Below are 18,739 nucleotides of genomic sequence, written 5' to 3' on the forward strand. Positions count from 1 at the left end.
TTATCACATCCTTTTTTGTGCAATGGCTAATTGTCCTAAGGCAATACCTTCATCGTTACAACTGACTTGCGTATGCCAATAGACTGTATATTGAAGTTCCTGCAGACGATAAACGATTTCTTTCAACAAGTATTGGTTTTGAAAACATCCGCCACTTAATACGATGGGTAGATGCTTAGGATTTAAATGTAGCGTTTGATCGATGGTCATTTCAATGATTGTATTCATCATTTTGGCTGCTTGTATCTCTGGTGCTTTTGTTTCCGTTACAGCGTGATGGATCATTTCTGACCAGTCAAAGAATCGAATATTATTTTCTTCATAGAAACAAAGTGGATACGATTCCGTTGTTGCGGCGGCCATAGATTCTAATAATACAGGGGCCTGTCCATCGTAATCCTGTGCTTTTGTATGCGTAATCAGAGCATAGAAACCATCAAAAAGGCGGCCCATACCACTGGTTTGAATGCTTTTGGGCAGCATTTGTTTTAGAATCTTTTGTTTGCCGGTTTCAAAAATGGGGATTTCACAGTTGGATTCTATGGAGAGTGCCAGGGCGATTCTTCCGATTTCATGAATGGCTTTGTCGCCGCCTAATAAAGGAATCTGTTTGATGGATCCAACACGTTTAAAATCAGCATAATCACCAACTAAAAATTCAGATCCCCAGACCGTATGATCCTTTCCGAATCCGGTTCCATCAAAGATGATGCCGAAACAAGTTTCATCTAAGTTATTTTCCATCATACAGGAAGCCATGTGCGCATGGTGATGCTGCACCTGTATCAACGGAAGAGAAAGATTTTTGGCAAACCGTGTCGTTGTATAGTCCGGATGTAAATCGCAAACGATTTGTCGGGCTTCTAAATCAAACAATCTTTGATAGGTACATAATGCTTGTTTGTAATGATTGAAGGTTTCTACTGTTTCCAAATTTCCAATATAAGGGCTTAAAAACACATAGTGGTCTTTTCCCCAGGCAAAGCTTCCTTTTTGATGAGCACCTAGAGCCAGTATTCCGGTTACATCGGTTTTACTGCTTAGTGGTGTAGGAACATAACCTCGACTTCGGCGTATAAAGTAAGGTTTTCCCTGAAAGTTTCGCAACAAGGAATCATCACAGCGATTTTCAATAGTGCGATCATGAAGTAAGAAGGAGTCTGCGATGTGTTTTAAGTCTTCCAAAGCCTCGTTGTTATCGATCAAAACCGGTGTATTGCTTAGATTGGCACTGGTCATGACTAATGCATCCATTTTTTCCATCAGTAAAATATGCAAAGGACTGTACGGAAGCAAAATGCCCAGATCCTTATTTTCGGATAATTCTTTATAAGCTTCTTTCTTCTTTTTTGCACATAGTACAATCGGTCTTTGGCAAGATGTCAAAAGCTGTTCTTCATCGACTGAAACCCTGACAAATTCCTTGGCGGTATTGATATCTTTGACCATGATGGCAAATGGCTTTGTTTCTCGATGCTTGCGTTGTCGTAAGCGAAGAACGGCTTTTGGATTACGGGCATCACAGGCTAAATGAATACCGCCGATGCCTTTGATGGCTACGATCTTTCCTTCTTTTAAATCCTGAATGGCATTTTCTAAAGGATCACCTTTTTTCTGTTCTCCTTGATAAAAAAGGGTAGGGCCGCAATTGGCACAGGCATTAGGTTGTGCGTGATAGCGGCGATCTTGTATGTCTTCGTATTCCTGCTGACACAAAGAGCACATCGTAAAATCTTTCATTGTTGTATTCTTTCGATCATACGGAATGTCTTTAACGATCGTATAGCGAGGGCCGCAGTTAGTACAGTTGATGAAGGGATAGCCAAATCGCCGATTTTTAGGATTTAACATTTCGTTGATACAGTCCTGACAAGGTGCCATATCCGGAGAAATCAGCGTTTGATGGATACCGCTTTTACTTTCCTGAATCGTAAAGCTGTTCCAGGTTTCTAAAGGTTGTTTTGTTGTGTCAATCGATTCGATCTTCGAATGACAAGGCGCTTTTTGTGGCAGCTCTTTTAAGAAAGCTTGTACATCTTCTTTATGTCCTTGGATATGAAGGATAACGCCTTTGCTGTCATTATAGGCTGTACCACTTATGTGGTGTGCTTTGGCAAGTCGATGAAGGAACGGGCGAAAACCGACACCTTGTACGATTCCTTGTATCCGAATTTTAAGATGGATCATGAAGCAGTGTTTCGATCCTTTCTTTTACATGGTTGACTAATTCTTCAATGCCCTGTTGGGTAGTTGTGCTTACCGTAAAGAACGGTGCTTTTGGGTTAATGGCTTTATAGTCATTTTGCACACGATTTAAATCAAAGGAAAAGTAGGGTAATACATCGATCTTATTGATGACCAGACAATCGGTATCGGTAAACATCAACGGATATTTGACAACTTTATCATCGCCTTCTGGAACGCTTAAGATCGTAATGCGCATATTTTCTCCAATATCAAATTCAGCCGGACAGACCAGATTGCCGATATTTTCTACAAAAAGAACATCGATTTGGTCTAAATCAAACTCCGGAAGAATTTTTTGAACGCTCATCGCTTCAATATGACAGGCGCCATCTGTGTTCAATTCCACGCAGGGAATATTTAGATCATGTATGGTTTTGGCATCGATATCTGTTGTGATATCTCCCTCAATCACACCAATTGAATAGTCTTTTTTTAGATGTTGGATCAATATTTTTAACACACTAGTTTTACCGGCACCCGGTGATCCCATGATATTGATCAAGATTGTGTGATGTTGATGTAATGTTTCTTTGACTTGATCGGCTACATCTTCATTCCAATCCATGATTTGATGATATACTTTGATTTCCATAGCTATTCCACCTTTATGCTTTCTATCATACATTCCTTGCCGGATAATCGCTTGAGATCCATGCTGTGGCAATAAGGGCATTCAATATGCCTGCGATCGATCTCGGATTCTTTATGACATTGATTACAATATACTTTTAGTCCGATTTCTTTTACTTTGATCTGCACATTTTCGGCAATTGTATCTTTAGAAATGACATCCATATACATTTGAATGCACTCTGGAACAAAGCCGCAAAACGGACCTAGAATCAATGAAATTTCGGTGACTTTTTTGCCTGATGTTCTTTGGCGATTTGTAGGACATCCTGCAGGATATGTTGGGTGATTTCCATTTCATGCATATCCGTATTATACCCCCTAAAAAATAAAAATAGAATGGAAACCCTTTTCATTTAGGCATATAATGTGAATTATGAGATAGATCAGAGGGGGAATGTCGTTTGTATTTGATACCTGCTTTGACACTGATACCTTTCATAGGTGCCATTCTTATTTTTTTAGATTCAAATAGTAAAAGACGAGGGTATGTCATTTATGGAACCGTAGCTTTGATGATGTTGTGCTGTTTTTTACTGGTGGGGCAATGGATTTTGCAGGGTGCAAAACCATGGCATTTGTATCCTCAGACTGGCTTCATTGATTTATTGATGCAGGTCATAGAAGTATTTTTGATGATCTTTATTGTATATAAAAGCTTTAAGCACAAAAAGCGATGGATTTCTCTTTTAGCCATCAGTCAGACAGTCCTTACCTTATGGGTGGAACATTCTATTCCTCTTGTGGAATCGACACATACGACTGTGGATTCTTTGGCACTGTTGATGTGCATACTTTGCAGTGTGGTTGGTGGACTGATTGGAGTGTATTCGGTTGGCTACATGAAAAGTTATCATGAAAATCATCGTGGAATCATCGATCGAAGCAATACCTTTCTTGCCTTGCTGTTTGTATTTATGGCCGCCATGTTTGGACTGGTTCTTTCTTCCAATCTGATCTGGATGTATTTTTTCTGGGAAGTTACCAGTGTGATTTCTTTCTTGTTGATAGGATACACACAGACGGATGAAGCGATTGATAATAGTTTTAAGGCATTATGGATGAATTTGCTTGGCGGAATCGGCTTTGCGGTGGCCATCTGGCTTTGTGCTATGCAGAATCACAGTGTACAGATGCAGGATATCGTTTCCGGTGGGAACACGATGATCATCGGCATGCTCTGTCTTGCCGGATTGACAAAAAGTGCACAGTTGCCATTTTCTACATGGTTGTTTGGGGCCATGGTGGCACCGACACCTTCCAGTGCGCTTTTGCACAGTGCAACGATGGTCAAAGCCGGTGTCTATTTATTGATTCGCCTTGCACCGGCCTTATATGGAAATCTTTGCGGAATGGTGGTTGCCTTTATCGGAGGCTTTACCTTTATTACGACCAGTATGATGGCCATCGCACAAAACGATGCCAAGAAAGTATTGGCTTTTTCAACGATTTCCAATTTAGGATTGATTGTTGCCTGTGCCGGTATCGGAGTAGAACAAACGGTGTGGGCTGCCATCTTTTTGATGATCTTTCATTCCGTTAGTAAATCCATGTTGTTTGAAAGCGTGGGGGCTACAGAAAACAGCATCGGTTCCCGCGATATTGAACATATGCATGGCTTGATCTTACGTTTGCCAAAGCTTGCCTATATCATGGGAATCGGTATTGCCGGTATGTATCTGGCACCGTTTGGGATGTTGATTAGTAAATGGGTGGCTCTAAAGGCTTTTGTGGATTCAGGGAATGTATTATTAGTGATCTTTATTGCCTTTGGTAGTGCTTCTACGATGTTTTACTGGACAAAATGGTTAGGAAAATTGATCGCGATGCACAAACCAAATACACCGGATCATGATGCGACACGAAAAGATGAATACTTTTCCATGGGCGTATTGGGTGTGATCATGATTTTACTGTGTCTATTATTCCCGTTACTGGCCGGCTTTGTGGTCAATCCAATCGTTTTATCTTTGTTTGGAGCTACACAGGATGTCTTATCGATGAGTGAATTGACCACTATGGTCATCATGGTGTGCAGCGTTTTGTTGGTGCCTTCGATGATGTTTTTGATTACACGTATGGCACCGCGTGATTATGTGCCTACTTACATGAACGGTGTGAATGTGGGTGATAACTCTCATTTTATCGACAGCATGGGAGAATCGAAAAAACTCTATCTTTCTAACTGGTATCTGCGCTTTGAGTTTGGTAGAAGACGATTGCTTCGGCCATCACAGATCGTTGCCGCCAGTGTTTTGATTGTGACTTTTGCGATTCTTTTGGGAGGTGCAATCGGATGAATCGATATATATCTTTGATCTTATATCTGCTTTTGGCTCCTTTTATCGGTGCTTTTTTGGATGGCATCGATCGTAAGATCACAGCTCGTATGCAGGGGCGCAAGGGACCATCGATCTGGCAGCCGTTTTATGATTTATATAAGTTATTCTCTAAACAGATGATTGCGGTCAACAGTGTGCAGCTGTTGTTGAATTGCAGCTATTTGATCTTTTTGGCGATTGCTGGCGGTATGGTATTTTTCGGAACCGATATTTTGATGTCGTTGTTCATCTTATCGACAGCTGATATGTTTTTGATCCTTGCGGCAAGCAGTGATTCATCGCCATTCTCCAATATTGGGGCCAGTCGTGAAATGATGCAGATGATGTCGTATGAGCCGATGACTCTTTTGATTGCGGTCGGCTTTTATCTGGCAACCGGATCGTTTCGTGTGGATGAGATCATTGCCCAAAACAGCGCTGCTTTTTGGATGATGCCCGGATTGTTTGTTGGCTATATTTTGATCATGGCCATCAAATTAAGAAAATCACCCTTTGATCTTTCAACTTCGCATCATGCCCATCAGGAAGTTGTCAAAGGGATCACGACCGAAATGTCAGGGCCGACGCTTGCGATTATGGAAATCGGCGAGTATTACGAAAAGATGTTATTGTTGGCGGTGGTTGCTTTGTTCTTTATTCATGGTGAGCCATGGAGCTGGATCATCGGTATTCTGGCCTGCCTTGCGGTGTACTTCATCGAAATTTTGATCGATAATATCAGTGCTCGTGTAAACTGGCGAAAGCTTTTGGATATATGCTGGTTGATTACTTTGTTGTGTGGCGGAATCAATGTTTTGATTCTGATGTTGATATAAAGGTGGTGTCGTCATGGATCGTTTAAAAAAATCGCCATGGATGTTACATTATGATGCCAGCAGCTGTAATGGCTGCGACATTGAAGTATTAGCTTGTACGATGCCACGTTTTGACTTAGAGCGTTTTGGCATTATTAATACCGGAAATCCGTTTCATGCCGATATTTTATTGATCACTGGGGGTGTTAACCATCAAAGTGCGCAGGTGGTAAAACAAATTTATTCCCAGATGCCTAACCCAAAAGTGGTGGTGGCTGTGGGAATTTGTGCCTGCAGCGGTGGTATCTTCAAAGATTGTTACAACATATATGGCGGCGTGGATACCGTGATTCCGGTCGATGTGTATGTGCCTGGCTGTGCCGCAAGACCACAGTCCATCATCGATGGTGTCTTACAAGCAGTAGAATTATTGGAGAAGAAAAAGGAGGAAGCGCATCATGAGTGATCGAATCCTGAAAATTGAAAAAGGCGATCTGCTGCAGATGGCAGTGCAAAAGAAAATGGATGGATGGAGACTGGCGCAGATTTGTGCTGTTACGATCGATCAAGCGTATGAAATGAGTTATACCTTTGTCAAAGATAAAGATATGGAAACCCTGCGAATCCATCTACAGCCTAAAGAGCCGATTATTTCTTTAACGCAGATTTACCCTTGTGCTTTCTTACAGGAAAATGAGGCGGCCGAGCTTTTTGGAGTTTTGATTGAAAACATTACGATGGATTATAAACATAAGCTATATCGTATTGATGTGAAGGCGCCTTTTGGGCCAAAGGAGGATGCATCATGGCAAAACGAAGCATAATTCCTTTTGGTCCACAGCATCCGGTTCTGCCGGAGCCAATCCACTTAGATCTCGTATTAGAAGATGAAGTGGTTGTAGAAGCCATTCCCAATATCGGATTTGTGCATCGAGGCTTGGAAAAGCTGGTAGAAACCAGAGATTTCAAACAATATGTCTATGTGGCAGAAAGAGTCTGTGGTATCTGCAGCTTTGGTCATGGATTGGGGTATTGTGAAAGTGTAGAGCATGTCATGCATATTGATGTTCCTAAAAGAGCACGATATCTTCGCACACTTTGGATGGAATTAAGTCGCATTCACTCTCACTTGTTGTGGCTGGGGCTACTAGCCGATGCGTTGGGGTTTGAAGCTTTGTTTATGCAAAGCTGGCGATTGAGAGAAAAGGTTCTTGATATTTTTGATAACACGACAGGTGGAAGGATCATTTTCTCCGTTAATCAGATCGGAGGCGTTTTAAAAGATATCGATGCTTCCATGTTAAAGGAAATCGATACGATCTTATATGATATGGAAACGGATTTAAAACCGATCATGGATACTTTTTTAGAAGATATGCTGGTGAATTCCAGGTTACGAGGATTGGGTGTTTTATCCAAAGAACAAGCCTATTTAGCCGGTGCTGTCGGTCCTATGGCAAGAGCCAGTGGAATAGATTATGATTCCAGAGAAACCGGATATGCGGCCTATGCCGATTTAAACTTTGGTCCGATTACAGCTACAGAAGGCGATTGTTACGCAAGGTGTAAAGTAAGACTGGCGGAAATTTTACAGTCCTTTGAGATCCTGCATGAACTGATTTCAAAAATACCAGGTGGAGATATCAATGTACCGGTTAAAGGAAATCCAAATGGAGAATGTTTTATTCGTATTGAACAACCACGAGGGGAAGCCATTTATTATACAAAAGGAAATGGTACAAAATATCTGGATCGCTTTCGATTGCGAACACCGACAACCTCCAATATACCACCTATGTTAGATTTGTTGAAAGGGTGTCAGCTTGGGGATGTGCCGCTTTTGATTTTGACGATCGATCCTTGTATCAGCTGTACAGAGAGGTAGAGTATGCGATCTAAAAAACTGTTTGTATTTACTCGTCAAGTTTTAAAGAATTTAACTTCTTCTCCGGTGACTGAAGCCTATCCATTTCAGGAAGCTTCTTACAGTGATCGTATGCGAGGCCATATTTCCATTGATATCGATCAATGTATTTCTTGTACCTTATGTGCACAAAACTGTCCACCTCGTGCCATACAGGTCGATCGAAAATCCGACACCTGGAGTATCGATCGATTCTTATGTGTGCAGTGCGGCAACTGTGTTCAGGTTTGTCCGAAACATTGTTTAAAAATGGAGAAAGGGTATACAGCACCCAATACAAAAAAGACAATGGAAACCTATACACGTCCACCACAGAAAAAGAAGATCCCCCAAGCTGGTGAATCGTGTGTATTCTGCGGTCTATGTGCTAATAAGTGTCCCAGACAGGCAATTCATGTAGATCGAGAAACAAAAGAATGGCTTCTTAAAAAAGAGGATTGTGTGCATTGTGAACTTTGTGCTAAAGTGTGTCCAAAACATTGTATAGAAATGAAAGAAGAGTAATGAATGCATTGAATTTATTACTCTTTTTGATAATGATGGGGCGGGTGTATAATCGTATCCGGTGATATGTATGATTCTTAATTCGTGGAAACAAGGACTTCAAGACGGTATTCCGATAGCGTTAGGCTATGTTTCCGTTTCTTTTGCGTTTGGTATGATGGCAAGTAATCAAGGCATACCGGTTTGGGCAAGCGTATTGATTTCTTTTTCTAATTTAACCAGTGCCGGACAGTTTGCCGGACTGGGGATCATTGCGGCCAACGGTTCTATGATGGAGATGGCCTTATCGCAGTTTGTCATCAATCTTCGTTATTTTTTGATGTCTTTATCTTTGACACAGAAGCTGGATGAAAAAACCAAAACTTTACAGCGAGCTGTAATAGCACATGGCATTACCGATGAGATCTTCGCACTTTCTTCCAGTAAACCCAAGAAAGTAGGATTTCTATATATGATTTCATTGATGTTTCTGCCAATTTTAGGCTGGACAGGCGGCACATTCTTAGGAGCCGCAGCCAGTACCTTATTACCGGTTATATTACGCGATTCTCTGGGAGTCATGATCTATGGCATGTTTTTGGCGATTATTATTCCCCCGTGCAGAACTTCTAAAAATATCGGAATTGTTGTATTGATGGCAGCAGTGACAAGTTGTTTGTTTCAAGTGTTGTCCGCTTATATATCCATAGGAAGTGGATTTGTGATCATTCTTTGTACGTTGTTTGCGGCTGGGGTTGGTGCCTTTTTATTTCCAATAGATGGAGAGGAACAGAGATGAATCGGTTATTGATATATATTGTGGTGATGGCTGGTGTCACCTATTTGATTCGATGCTTACCATTGATTTTCTTTCGTAAAAAGATTCAAAATCGCTATATTCAATCTTTTTTATATTATGTACCTTACGCGGTATTAGGCTCTATGACTTTTCCTGCCATTTTTACATCAGGAGGCGATCTTCTTCCTTCCTGCATAGGGTGTATAGTTGCATTATTCTTAGCGTACCAAAAACGAAGTTTACTGGTCGTTGCCTTAGCGGCATCTGCTGCCGTTTGTATCAGCACTATCTTTATTGGGTAGGCTCAGATTACATCCAGGCACACCAAAAAGATATTGAAAAAACATAGACTTTATGCCATAATATTAAAGCACAAATGCAGAAGTGGTGGAACGGCAGACACGCTGTCTTCAGGCGGCAGTGCGAGCAATCGCGTGAGAGTTCAAATCTCTTCTTCTGCACCATAGTCTCTAAAGCCCTTTATCTAAAGGACTTTTTTTGATTTTATATGGTTTAATGTCAGTTTTACTGCCAGGTAGAACAGTTTATCTATGAACTATAGAAAAATTATTCATGAACCATAAAGGGGCATTGATTTTACAAAAACCAGGTTACTGCAGAGTGTATCATTGTGCTTCTGGATCATATTCGTATTTACAGCGACAGCAAATAAAATGGATTTTTTATTTATGATGAGGAAGATACGGCAGACAAAACGAAAGTGGTTTGAAAAGAGGATCACTGAATTTAGATACTGATCCTCTTTTCTTTAGTGATATCCTTTTTACAAAGTTGAGGCATTATCTATTCCTTATTTATGGCTATGCTGTTCTATATAATGTGATATTAATTATGTTGGGTCACTATTTTGCAGGTCAAGCCAAAAATAAAGGTAATCAATTTAATAATATTTAATCTTGTGAAAAAAGATTGGAAAAGATAAATTGATAAATTTTCTAACGACTTTTCATAAATAATACAAATCTGAAGATTTGTATAAGAAATTAAGGTTTCGTCTTCTTATTACTTTTTTCCGATTTTTTATTTGGAGATATTTTCAATTTGAGAGAATAAAGATTGATAAAGAATCTCTATGTCTCCGCTTTCAAAATGGATATCTTTGAATTGGTAGAACATGTGTAAACTATTGGCAATAACTGGAAAGACTTCCATGTCTTCATCTCCTTCTAAGCTGAAATGTTCTTTTTTATTTAGGATCTTGTTCAATAGACAGTTTCCTTGAAATAAGAAATCAATGATCATGGAGTTTGTGATAGAAATCTTCAATTGTTTACAGAGATATTCCAAACTTAAATAGAAAAGGTTATTTGTTAACCTGGTATTTAAGGAAGGAAATATTATCTGCATTGATTTTAAATAAGTGTTACTTTCGCGAGTGTCTTGTAAACACAAAGAATTACTTTGCACAAAATCTTGACTTATATGTGTGTTTTTTGTGATCAGTTTAGAAAAAGTGATCGAGTTCATTTTAGTGCTATCTAACTGGGTGATTAAATCTAAGAATACTGATAGAGATCCAAAAGTGAATAAAAACACAGGAACTTTTGTATAAGTAAAGATGTTACTTCCAAGTTTTGATATTAGTTGTTGGTTAGCGATCATGTAGATTCCTTTGCCACGATTTAAATGTGTAACAACATTGTAGATTCGTGATTTGACGGCCTCGATATTTTTATTGGTGTCAAAATCCGAAAAATCCACTGAATAAAAAATTCTTTTCCTTGCGAGAATATTAAACTGATGCGCATAATTTTCCGAAAGATGACTGGAATGTGTAATGATCAATATTGGGGTTGGTGATTCGTTTGTGATCACAAAACATTCATTGATCAATTGTGCAAAGATGTATTTTTCGCTTTCCATGAGATGGAACACTTCCGGGGAGGAATTTGATATGATTCGTAATATAGAATCAATCATATTTTGTACATTGGGTTTGATTTCCTTAGGGTAGGGGATTTTAAATTTTTGTATTGAAACACGGTTGTTGATGAATTCGCTAATGGTATTGATGATAAAATCCACTAAGAAAATATCGGTGTATAATGTTGTATTTTTTATAATATTTTCGATTTTATCTGCTAAATCGCTCTTTTCATTCGTTAATGAGGTAGGATCCTTAAAGTTTGTTGGTGCATTCAATATGGCATACTGTAAATTATTTTCAAATTCAGAGGATAGATTAATATTGATTTGCTCATTTTCATAATTTAAAAGTTCGTTTAACTGTGTAGAAGGAGCGATATGAATCGTGTCTGCCAACTTTGATAAATATAAAGATAATTTTGGGTCTTCTTTGGTGTATTTGATATTGTTGGGCATATAGGAATCATCTAAAACTAAAGGAATTCTAGGATTTTTTGATGTATGAAAGAAACACAGAGCGATAATTCCGTAAATGGTTTTGTTTAGTTTTTCTACATTTTCATTTTGCCCATATTGTATGAGTTTGTTGATAAACAAAGGGGTCAATTGGATCTCCTTTTTAAAAGAAGAGGCATTGGATATCAGAAAGTTGAGTATTAGCTCCAGAATTTCTATGGTGGGGCGTTCATTTAGGGGCTGTATAGTGAAGTTCTGGGAATAATAATAGTCGGATAAATCAAACAATCTATTCATATTATTATGAAAAATAATGGAAATCGCATTAAGCTCTGTACCTTTGTTCGAGTATAGATCAATCATTTCTGTCAAAAAAGAAGAGAGTTTGATTTTCTCATAATGATCAAAGATTTCTATAAGGATCCATTTATGAACAATAGGGTCGATTGCATTTAATATATAATCTGGATTTCGTACAATCAGTGAGTAATTTGCATAAAAAATAGATACCTTCTTTTCTAAGTGTTGGTGATTTTTTGCGTATTGAAATAAGTTTTTGGCCAAATATTTTTTCCCTATTCCTGAAGGGCCGGAAAAAGAAAACAGATAGAGATTATTATTTCTCCTTGATATCATAGGCAAAATGGAAGAGATGGTTTTATATAAAGAACCATTTTTTTTAGATCCAACTACTTGCGAAAGTTCATCTTTTTTTTCTTCTTTTTCAGAATAGAGATAATTCTGCAGTGAATCATCCTGATTTAAGATGGAAGGAATCTCTACAAAAGGATAAAGATTTTCAATGATTTTCCGAGAAATATACAAAGTAGGACGACCACTGGTCTTGATTAGTTTTCCTTCCTGGAAAAGCTGGTTCAAAATACGGGAAATATTGGAGCGGTCAATATGCAAATTCAAAGACAAAATATGTGCATTGCAGCTAGAAAAATCTAGATTGTTCTCTACGATAGCTTTTGATGTGTACTCTTGAATGGTTTGAAAGATTAATTCTTTACGGGATGTAGGCATGTTTATTCTCCTTTCCAAATGGCAAGTTTACATTTTAGTAAAGATTTTAGTTTGTTTTTCACTGTTTATTTTACACGAAAACATAATACTGTGAATACATAAATATTAATTTCGTATTTAATCCGTGTAATGTGCGCGTAATATATCCATAAAATGCTTTATTTTTGGCAGTTTAAGGATATTTATTTTGTGTAACACACTATTTTTATAGTGTGTTTTGACTTCCTTTTTTAGTGTATGTATAAAAGAAATAGGCAAAGAAAGGAGAGACTTTAATTCATGGAAAAAGTTGCGATTGTGAATGTGAAAAGTTTTGGAAGAGAGTTTCCAGAATTTTTAGATGAGCTAAAAGAAAAAGTTGGTTATGTGGAAAAGTTTATATTTAGCCAGGATGCTTCTCAACAAGAGTTGATCGATAAATTGAAAGATTTTCACTATATCATTTTAGGAAATGATCCAACCTTCAAAGCGGAATTCTTTGAAAGTTGTCCAAATTTGAAATTGATTGCCCGTCATGGACTAGGTTTCAATAACGTGGATCTGGAAGCGGCCAAAAAACATAATGTATATGTAACAAAAGAAGAAAATATCATCGAACAAGATGCTGTGGCTGAACATGCCGTTTCTTTATTAAATGTAGTGGCTAAAAACATTAACATTGCCAACCAGATGGTGCATCAAGGTGAATGGGGGGTTCGCCGTGAACGTTTAATGGGGTATCAGATAAGAGGAAAAGTAACCGGTGTTATTGGATATGGAAATATCGGAAGACGATTTGGGGAAATCATGAAATATGGTTATAAAAATCGAATTTTAGCTTATGATCCATATTTACCGTCAGAAAAAGCCGAAGAGTATGGTATCGAGTTGGTTACCTTAGAAGAGTTGATGGCCAAATCTGATTTCATTTCGATGCATTGTAACTTAACAGATGAAAATAAGAAGATGATTAACAAAGATACTCTAAAGAAAGTTAAGAAAGGGGCCATCTTGATCAATTGTGCTCGTGGCGCTTTGGTCGACGATGAAGCAGTTTTAGAAGCAGTCGAAAGTAGAGATTTGTTTGGATACGGAGCCGATGTGTGTTCTCAGGAACCAATTCATCCAGATAATCCGTTATTAAATCATGACCATATTGTATTAACACCGCATGTTTCTGTTTATAACTTAACTTGTACAGAAAACATGAATCGAAAAGTTATGGAAGATATTTATCTAATTATGGAAGGTAAAAAACCCAATGTCATTGTAAATGGACTATAGAGAAGGAGGAGAAGAAATGACAAGACAGGAAACGATTCAAACAATTGAAAAAGAAAAGATCGTAGTGATCACTCGAAACATTTATGATGAAGACTTATTGAAGCTGGCGCAAGCTTTGTATGAAGGTGGAATTCGTTGTTTTGAAATCACATATGATCCAGCTGATCCAAACACAATGACAAAAATATCAGAAAATATGAAAATGCTCGAAGATCATTTTCATGGAGGATTAACTCTTGGTGTGGGAACGGTACTTAATCCAGAACAAGTAATCAATGCCAAAAATGCAGGGGCAAAGTTTATTGTTTCGCCAAATTTCAAAAAAGAAGTGGTAGAGGAAACTTTGAAACAAGGATTGGTTTCTATGCCAGGTGCTATGACGCCTACAGAAGTCTTAGCTGCCGATGAAGCAGGAGCCGATTTTATTAAGCTGTTCCCAGCAGGAACGTTAGGAATCAAATATTGTAAAGATATTTATGCTCCGATTCATCATGTGAAATATATTGCTACGGTATCGGTTACAGAAGAAACATTTGAAGAATATTTAAAAATTGGATTTGCCGGGGCTGGAATCAGTTCACGTTTAATTGATAAGAAATTGCGTGAAGAAGGCAATTATCAGGAATTAACGAACAGAGCTAAGAGATTTGTAGAAATTGCAAAAAAATATTAGGAGGAAAACATGGACAATTTAAAACTAACTCGTATCGATTTTCGTTTGATACATGGACAGGTAATGACGCGTTGGGTAAAGAAATATGATATTGAATCTATCGTGGTTATTGATGACAGATCCGCTAAGAGCGCTATTTTGAAAAAAATCTTGTTGAATGCCGCTCCAGCAGGGGTCAAGGTCGAAGTGGAAAGTATTGAGAACGCTGCAAAAAGGTGGCAGGCAGGAGAAATGCCAAAGAACAATTTGTTGATTTTATTTAAAGATCCTGCATCCGCTGCTAAAGCCTATCAGGCAGGCGTAAAATATCCTTCTCTACAGGTCGGTGGTGTTGAAGGTGCCGGTGACAAGAAAAACATTTGTCGAAATATTGTTATGTCACAGGAAGATATCAACGCTTTGAAACCTGTATATGAAGCTGGGGTAAACATTTTCTGTCAGCCAATTCCAGAAGATGCGGAATATCCATTTAAATCAGCTTTAGAGAAATTTGACTAGCAGCGTTTCTAAAAGAAAAGGAAGGAGGAATCAAATCAAGAAACTCTTAAAATTTAATGCTTAAGTAATTCAAATAGTAAAGGAGAGAAAAATAATATGGTACAAGCATTATTAATGGCTTTACTGGCGTTATTCAACGGAACACAGGGACCAACATTCTGGTATTTCTTCCGTGAACCAGTTATGGCCGGTTTTTGGGTAGGATTGATCTATGGTGACCCTGTAATGGGTACTATGATCGGTGCGACAATCAACGTTTCCTATTTAGGTTGGATCAGTGCTGGTGGAGCCAATGCATCTGACTTATATTGGGCAGGTTTGTTAGGAACATTTGTTGCCATCCAGGGTGGCATGGATATTCAGCAAGCTGTTGCGTTTGCCGTTCCAGTTGGTTTGTTAGGTAACTACATGCATGTTGCTTACATGACAATTGCTTCTATCTGGCCAGTACGTATGGATAAATTGGCTGAAAAAGGAAATTGGAAGGGCATTCGTAGATTACAGTTGTTAGGTGGACCTTCCGTCGTTGTATTAGTACGTTGTATTCCAGTATTCGTGATTGCTTACTTTGGTAGTGAATATATTCAAATCTTAATTGATAGTTTACCAACATGGGCTATGAATGGTTTGAGCGCAACCGGAAAACTTCTTCCAGCTCTAGGTATGTCAATGCTGATGAAGTTTATGTGGAAAAAGGAATTGGCAATTTTCTTCGTGCTAGGTTTTACAGTTGCAGCTTACTCTGGAATGACAGACTTGTTGCTGTATGCCATCTTAGGTACAGTACTTGCGGTTGTCCTTCTTAAACTTGGATTCCAGGCAAAACCTAAGGAGGTTGAATAATTATGGAACAAATTCGTTTAACTAAAAAAGATGTCAATAAAGCCGTTGGCTGGTGGTGGTTCACATCCCACATGACATATAACTATCAACGTCTTCAGGCTGGACCTTTGGCCGGGATGATGGGGCCAATCTTAAATAAACTTTATAAGGGTGATAAAGAAAAGGTTTCTGAAGGTCTAGTAAGACATATGCAATACTTCAACACAGAACCACGTTGGGGAGCTATCCTTCCTGGTATGGTTGTAGCGTTGGAAGAAGGTATGGCAAACGATGCTAGTGGTGAAATTGATGGTTCAATGATTACCGAAATCAAAACTGCTTTAATGGGTCCATTGGCTGGTATCGGTGACACGATTTGGGCTGGCCTGATCAAACCGGTAATCCTTTCCATTATATTGTCCTGGGCACAAGAAGGTAATGTTTGGGCAGCATGGTTGTATGGTATAGGAGTTACTGCTTTAGACTTTGCGGTTACATACATTATGTTTACTCAAGGTTATAAATTAGGTATGGATTCTATTGACAAGTTCCTTGAAGGTGGATTCATTGCGAAAGTTACTACATTCTTAGGTATTGTTGGTTTGTTCTGTCTTGGAGCCATGATTGTTAAATACGTTACGATTTCAGCAGTTTTGACACTCGAAATGACAACGACAACTTTGGATTTTGGAGCTATTCTAAACCAGATTTTCCCATGTTCCGTTCCTCTAGCTTTAACGTTCTTAGCTTATTGGCTGCAAGTTAAAGGCAGAAGCGTTACCACTGTATTACTGATTTTGTTCGTGATTGGTTTTGCTGGTGGTGCTATCGGATTCTTAGGATAGGACATAGAAATCAGGAAAGGGGATAGCTCCTTTCCTGTTCATAGAGTATTTGGAGGATTTATGATTCGAATTTTAATTGTGACACATGGAGAATTGGCAAGTGCCTTAAAAACAAGTTCCAAGATGTTCTTTGGCGAAATGTCTGACAGTTTGGAAACGATTGGATTGTTTCCTACTGATAGTCCAGATAGCTTGCAGGTAAAAATCAAAGAAAAGATCAATGAGATCGATGACGGCTCTGGTGTATTGATTTTTGTGGATATTTTCGCAGGTTCTCCATTCAATAATGTGGCGATTGTTTTAGATGAGTTAAAAGAAGACCACAAGTTACAGTGTTTTACAGGTGTCAATATGCCATTACTTATGGAAGCTTTGGCAAGTTGCCAAACGATGGATATTGAAAGCCTTACAGACCATTTAGAAAAAGTTTCTAAAGATACGATCGTTAATTTAAGAAAAGCATTGGACATTTAATAGAAAGTTGGTGACATCATGCTCTTTGGTATTCAGACAGAAGTATTTGAAGATACAAAATCACGAAAATTATTACATGTAAAGAAAAAAGATCTTTATTATCAGATCACAAAAAGCGATGAGGCAAAAGTATTCTTGTTCTCAAAAGGCTTGATTAATGCGGTTTCCCTGGCTCTTATATTCGGTTTAATCTTACGTTGGCCAATTTGGGCTTATGTGGTTACGGCATTACTGATTTACGGATTTATTTTATATATGTTTAACGATAAAGTTTTACCAAAGATGCCTGTTGTCAACGCGAAAACAGTTGTCCGAAAAGAAGTGCCAAAAAAAGATAGAGGTTTTTCAATAGCTGGTATTGCTTACCTTGTCATCGCGTTTGGTCTTCTTTATTGCTTCTTTACTAATCAAGTTGAAAAGGGAATGATGACATATATCGTAATTGGGGCCATAGCTATTTCATTGGTTATGGGGGTTATGAACTTGTTTACTTACGGAAAAAAAACCGAATAACATAGGAGAAATGTATGGAAATATCAAAAGCATTGGTCGTTGAAAGCGTGAACCATTTGAAGTTTGTTGATTTGCCAAAACCGAAAATCGGTGATTTTGAAGTGTTATTCAAAACACAATATTGTTCATTGTGTACCGTAGATCGAAGAACCTATAAAGGGACACGTAAGAAAAAACTTCCTTTCCTAGGTGGGCATGAATGCAGCGGTATCATTGAAGAAGTGGGAGATGGAGTGGTAGGTGTAAAGGCTGGAGACAAAGCCATCTTTACTTCCGGTTATTGCATGCAGTGTGAGCTCGATCGAACAAATCGCGGTACCCAGTGTAATAAAAAAAGCGAAATGCCTCCTCGTGCTGTTTTTGATGGAACGATATTAGGTGGTGGATTAAGTGAGTACTTGGCTATACCTGCGTGGCAAGTGATCAAAGTTCCGGATGATGTGGACCTAAAATATGCCTGTTTGACGGAACCCTTGGCTTGTTGCATACACAGTATCCGTAAATCAAGAATAAAAATTGGGGAAACTGTTTTGATCATAGGTCTTGGGGTCATGGGATATTTTCAGTTAAAACTAGCTCTTATGCAGGGAGCACGGGTTATTGTCAGCGAACCCGATCCAAAACGTCAAAAGAAAGCTTTAGAGAGTGGAGCTTGGGCAGTGTTGGATCCCACACAAGAAGACTTAGCTCAAAGAATTCATCAATTAACCAACGGATTAGGGGCTGACGTGGTCATTAATACGATTCCTGCTTCTTCGATTTGGATGTCTTGTTTTGATATGTTGGCTCCTTATGGACGATTGATTGCGTATAGTTCTCAAGATGAGAAAAAAGGAATTCCAGTTGATTTTGGACAAATTCATGGAAAAGAATTTGAAATCATTGGGACACTGAATCCTAACTTAGATGATAACGATGCTGCTGTAAAATTGATTAGTTATGGAATGATCGATATGGAACAGGTGATTGATGAAATTTATCCATTTGATCAGGGAAAACAAGCTTTTGATAAAGCTTGTGAACCAGGAATGTATAGAGTGCTAATTTCATATTAGGAGAT

General features: G+C 38.5%; 20 protein-coding genes and 1 tRNA gene. 17 read left to right on the top strand and 4 right to left on the bottom strand.

The features are described from left to right. Positions 1 to 3: 3 nt before the first annotated feature. The 3 genes from hypF to G413_RS0107020 are packed head-to-tail and all read right to left on the bottom strand — an operon-like array spanning position 4 to position 3,093. On the bottom strand, positions 4 to 2,187 hold the full coding sequence (gene hypF, locus G413_RS0107010) for a carbamoyltransferase HypF (RefSeq protein WP_022790204.1): 2,184 nt from the start codon (positions 2,185 to 2,187) through the stop codon (positions 4 to 6). Then, positions 2,174 to 2,839, bottom strand: coding sequence for a hydrogenase nickel incorporation protein HypB (gene hypB / locus G413_RS0107015; protein ID WP_022790205.1), 666 nt, complete (start codon positions 2,837 to 2,839; stop codon positions 2,174 to 2,176). Before hypB ends, hypF begins: the two co-directional genes overlap by 14 nt. 2 nt (positions 2,840 to 2,841) lie before the next feature. Further along, positions 2,842 to 3,093 carry a hydrogenase maturation nickel metallochaperone HypA/HybF gene (locus tag G413_RS0107020; RefSeq protein ID WP_162138401.1) on the bottom strand — a complete coding sequence of 84 codons (252 nt, stop codon included), beginning with the start codon at positions 3,091 to 3,093 and terminating at the stop codon, positions 2,842 to 2,844. A 188-nt stretch (positions 3,094 to 3,281) separates the two neighbouring features. Between G413_RS0107020 and G413_RS0107030 the strand changes: the two genes are divergently transcribed. The 9 genes from G413_RS0107030 (at position 3,282) to G413_RS0107070 (ending at position 9,683) form a co-directional block, all read left to right on the top strand. Then, complete coding sequence (locus G413_RS0107030) at positions 3,282 to 5,177, top strand: NADH-quinone oxidoreductase subunit 5 family protein (RefSeq protein ID WP_022790208.1); 1,896 nt, start codon at positions 3,282 to 3,284, stop codon at positions 5,175 to 5,177. Then, positions 5,174 to 6,034 (top strand): respiratory chain complex I subunit 1 family protein, encoded by an 861-nt coding sequence (locus G413_RS0107035; RefSeq protein WP_022790209.1) that lies wholly within the window; start codon positions 5,174 to 5,176, stop codon positions 6,032 to 6,034. The genes G413_RS0107030 and G413_RS0107035 overlap by 4 nt, the downstream gene beginning before the upstream one ends. A 13-nt stretch (positions 6,035 to 6,047) precedes the next feature. Next, a complete protein-coding gene (locus G413_RS0107040) occupies positions 6,048 to 6,479 on the top strand; it encodes an NADH-quinone oxidoreductase subunit B family protein (RefSeq protein ID WP_022790210.1) in 432 nt (143 codons plus the stop codon). Beyond that, on the top strand, positions 6,472 to 6,837 hold the full coding sequence (locus tag G413_RS0107045; protein ID WP_022790211.1) for an NADH-quinone oxidoreductase subunit C: 366 nt from the start codon (positions 6,472 to 6,474) through the stop codon (positions 6,835 to 6,837). Before G413_RS0107040 ends, G413_RS0107045 begins: the two co-directional genes overlap by 8 nt. Then, the gene (locus G413_RS0107050; RefSeq protein ID WP_022790212.1) at positions 6,819 to 7,898 is read left to right on the top strand and encodes a hydrogenase large subunit; all 1,080 of its coding nucleotides are present in this window, start codon (positions 6,819 to 6,821) and stop codon (positions 7,896 to 7,898) included. Before G413_RS0107045 ends, G413_RS0107050 begins: the two co-directional genes overlap by 19 nt. Before the next feature lie 3 nt (positions 7,899 to 7,901). Then, complete coding sequence (locus G413_RS11205; RefSeq protein ID WP_022790213.1) at positions 7,902 to 8,441, top strand: 4Fe-4S binding protein; 540 nt, start codon at positions 7,902 to 7,904, stop codon at positions 8,439 to 8,441. A gap of 70 nt (positions 8,442 to 8,511) precedes the next feature. Next, positions 8,512 to 9,219: an AzlC family ABC transporter permease gene (locus G413_RS0107060; RefSeq protein WP_022790214.1), complete on the top strand. Its 708-nt coding sequence runs from the start codon at positions 8,512 to 8,514 to the stop codon at positions 9,217 to 9,219. Continuing rightward, positions 9,216 to 9,521, top strand: a complete 306-nt coding sequence (locus G413_RS0107065; protein WP_022790215.1) for an AzlD domain-containing protein — start codon at positions 9,216 to 9,218, stop codon at positions 9,519 to 9,521. Before G413_RS0107060 ends, G413_RS0107065 begins: the two co-directional genes overlap by 4 nt. 76 nt (positions 9,522 to 9,597) lie before the next feature. Beyond that, positions 9,598 to 9,683 (top strand) — tRNA-Leu (locus G413_RS0107070). Between the two features lie 577 nt (positions 9,684 to 10,260). Here G413_RS0107070 and G413_RS0107075 read toward each other — a convergent pair. Continuing rightward, positions 10,261 to 12,591 carry a hypothetical protein gene (locus G413_RS0107075; protein ID WP_022790216.1) on the bottom strand — a complete coding sequence of 777 codons (2,331 nt, stop codon included), beginning with the start codon at positions 12,589 to 12,591 and terminating at the stop codon, positions 10,261 to 10,263. Between the two features lie 279 nt (positions 12,592 to 12,870). Between G413_RS0107075 and G413_RS0107080 the strand changes: the two genes are divergently transcribed. The 8 genes from G413_RS0107080 to G413_RS0107115 all read left to right on the top strand — a co-directional run bounded on the left by G413_RS0107080 (position 12,871) and on the right by G413_RS0107115 (position 18,734). Further along, positions 12,871 to 13,854, top strand: coding sequence for an NAD(P)-dependent oxidoreductase (locus tag G413_RS0107080; protein WP_022790217.1), 984 nt, complete (start codon positions 12,871 to 12,873; stop codon positions 13,852 to 13,854). Between the two features lie 16 nt (positions 13,855 to 13,870). Beyond that, complete coding sequence (locus tag G413_RS0107085; protein ID WP_022790218.1) at positions 13,871 to 14,527, top strand: bifunctional 4-hydroxy-2-oxoglutarate aldolase/2-dehydro-3-deoxy-phosphogluconate aldolase; 657 nt, start codon at positions 13,871 to 13,873, stop codon at positions 14,525 to 14,527. Between the two features lie 9 nt (positions 14,528 to 14,536). Next, entirely contained in the window at positions 14,537 to 15,025 is a 489-nt protein-coding gene (locus G413_RS0107090; protein ID WP_022790219.1) for a PTS sugar transporter subunit IIB, read from the top strand. 96 nt (positions 15,026 to 15,121) lie between these two features. Next, the gene (locus tag G413_RS0107095) at positions 15,122 to 15,868 is read left to right on the top strand and encodes a PTS mannose/fructose/sorbose/N-acetylgalactosamine transporter subunit IIC (protein WP_022790220.1); all 747 of its coding nucleotides are present in this window, start codon (positions 15,122 to 15,124) and stop codon (positions 15,866 to 15,868) included. A gap of 2 nt (positions 15,869 to 15,870) precedes the next feature. Next, on the top strand, positions 15,871 to 16,692 hold the full coding sequence (locus G413_RS0107100) for a PTS system mannose/fructose/sorbose family transporter subunit IID (RefSeq protein ID WP_022790221.1): 822 nt from the start codon (positions 15,871 to 15,873) through the stop codon (positions 16,690 to 16,692). Positions 16,693 to 16,752: 60 nt separating this feature from the next. Beyond that, a complete protein-coding gene (locus G413_RS0107105; RefSeq protein WP_022790222.1) occupies positions 16,753 to 17,166 on the top strand; it encodes a PTS sugar transporter subunit IIA in 414 nt (137 codons plus the stop codon). 18 nt (positions 17,167 to 17,184) lie between these two features. Further along, a complete protein-coding gene (locus tag G413_RS0107110) occupies positions 17,185 to 17,679 on the top strand; it encodes a hypothetical protein (protein ID WP_022790223.1) in 495 nt (164 codons plus the stop codon). Positions 17,680 to 17,693: 14 nt separating this feature from the next. Next, positions 17,694 to 18,734 (top strand): zinc-dependent alcohol dehydrogenase, encoded by a 1,041-nt coding sequence (locus G413_RS0107115; protein WP_027969109.1) that lies wholly within the window; start codon positions 17,694 to 17,696, stop codon positions 18,732 to 18,734. The last annotated feature ends 5 nt before the right edge of the window (positions 18,735 to 18,739 follow it).

The organism is Faecalicoccus pleomorphus DSM 20574 (assembly GCF_000420345.1).
Lineage (GTDB): Bacteria > Bacillota_I > Bacilli_A > Erysipelotrichales > Erysipelotrichaceae > Faecalicoccus > Faecalicoccus pleomorphus.

Excerpts from the sequence above, each read along its gene's own strand:
- hypF (WP_022790204.1), bottom strand. The coding sequence starts at position 2,187 with ATGATCCATCTTAAAATTCGGATACAAGGAATCGTACAAGGTGTCGGT.
- hypB (WP_022790205.1), bottom strand. The coding sequence starts at position 2,839 with ATGGAAATCAAAGTATATCATCAAATCATGGATTGGAATGAAGATGTA.
- G413_RS0107035 (WP_022790209.1), top strand. The coding sequence starts at position 5,174 with ATGAATCGATATATATCTTTGATCTTATATCTGCTTTTGGCTCCTTTT.
- G413_RS0107040 (WP_022790210.1), top strand. The coding sequence starts at position 6,048 with ATGGATCGTTTAAAAAAATCGCCATGGATGTTACATTATGATGCCAGC.
- G413_RS0107045 (WP_022790211.1), top strand. The coding sequence starts at position 6,472 with ATGAGTGATCGAATCCTGAAAATTGAAAAAGGCGATCTGCTGCAGATG.
- G413_RS0107050 (WP_022790212.1), top strand. The coding sequence starts at position 6,819 with ATGGCAAAACGAAGCATAATTCCTTTTGGTCCACAGCATCCGGTTCTG.
- G413_RS11205 (WP_022790213.1), top strand. The coding sequence starts at position 7,902 with ATGCGATCTAAAAAACTGTTTGTATTTACTCGTCAAGTTTTAAAGAAT.
- G413_RS0107060 (WP_022790214.1), top strand. The coding sequence starts at position 8,512 with ATGATTCTTAATTCGTGGAAACAAGGACTTCAAGACGGTATTCCGATA.
- G413_RS0107065 (WP_022790215.1), top strand. The coding sequence starts at position 9,216 with ATGAATCGGTTATTGATATATATTGTGGTGATGGCTGGTGTCACCTAT.
- G413_RS0107075 (WP_022790216.1), bottom strand. The coding sequence starts at position 12,591 with ATGCCTACATCCCGTAAAGAATTAATCTTTCAAACCATTCAAGAGTAC.
- G413_RS0107080 (WP_022790217.1), top strand. The coding sequence starts at position 12,871 with ATGGAAAAAGTTGCGATTGTGAATGTGAAAAGTTTTGGAAGAGAGTTT.
- G413_RS0107085 (WP_022790218.1), top strand. The coding sequence starts at position 13,871 with ATGACAAGACAGGAAACGATTCAAACAATTGAAAAAGAAAAGATCGTA.
- G413_RS0107090 (WP_022790219.1), top strand. The coding sequence starts at position 14,537 with ATGGACAATTTAAAACTAACTCGTATCGATTTTCGTTTGATACATGGA.
- G413_RS0107095 (WP_022790220.1), top strand. The coding sequence starts at position 15,122 with ATGGTACAAGCATTATTAATGGCTTTACTGGCGTTATTCAACGGAACA.
- G413_RS0107100 (WP_022790221.1), top strand. The coding sequence starts at position 15,871 with ATGGAACAAATTCGTTTAACTAAAAAAGATGTCAATAAAGCCGTTGGC.
- G413_RS0107105 (WP_022790222.1), top strand. The coding sequence starts at position 16,753 with ATGATTCGAATTTTAATTGTGACACATGGAGAATTGGCAAGTGCCTTA.
- G413_RS0107110 (WP_022790223.1), top strand. The coding sequence starts at position 17,185 with ATGCTCTTTGGTATTCAGACAGAAGTATTTGAAGATACAAAATCACGA.
- G413_RS0107115 (WP_027969109.1), top strand. The coding sequence starts at position 17,694 with ATGGAAATATCAAAAGCATTGGTCGTTGAAAGCGTGAACCATTTGAAG.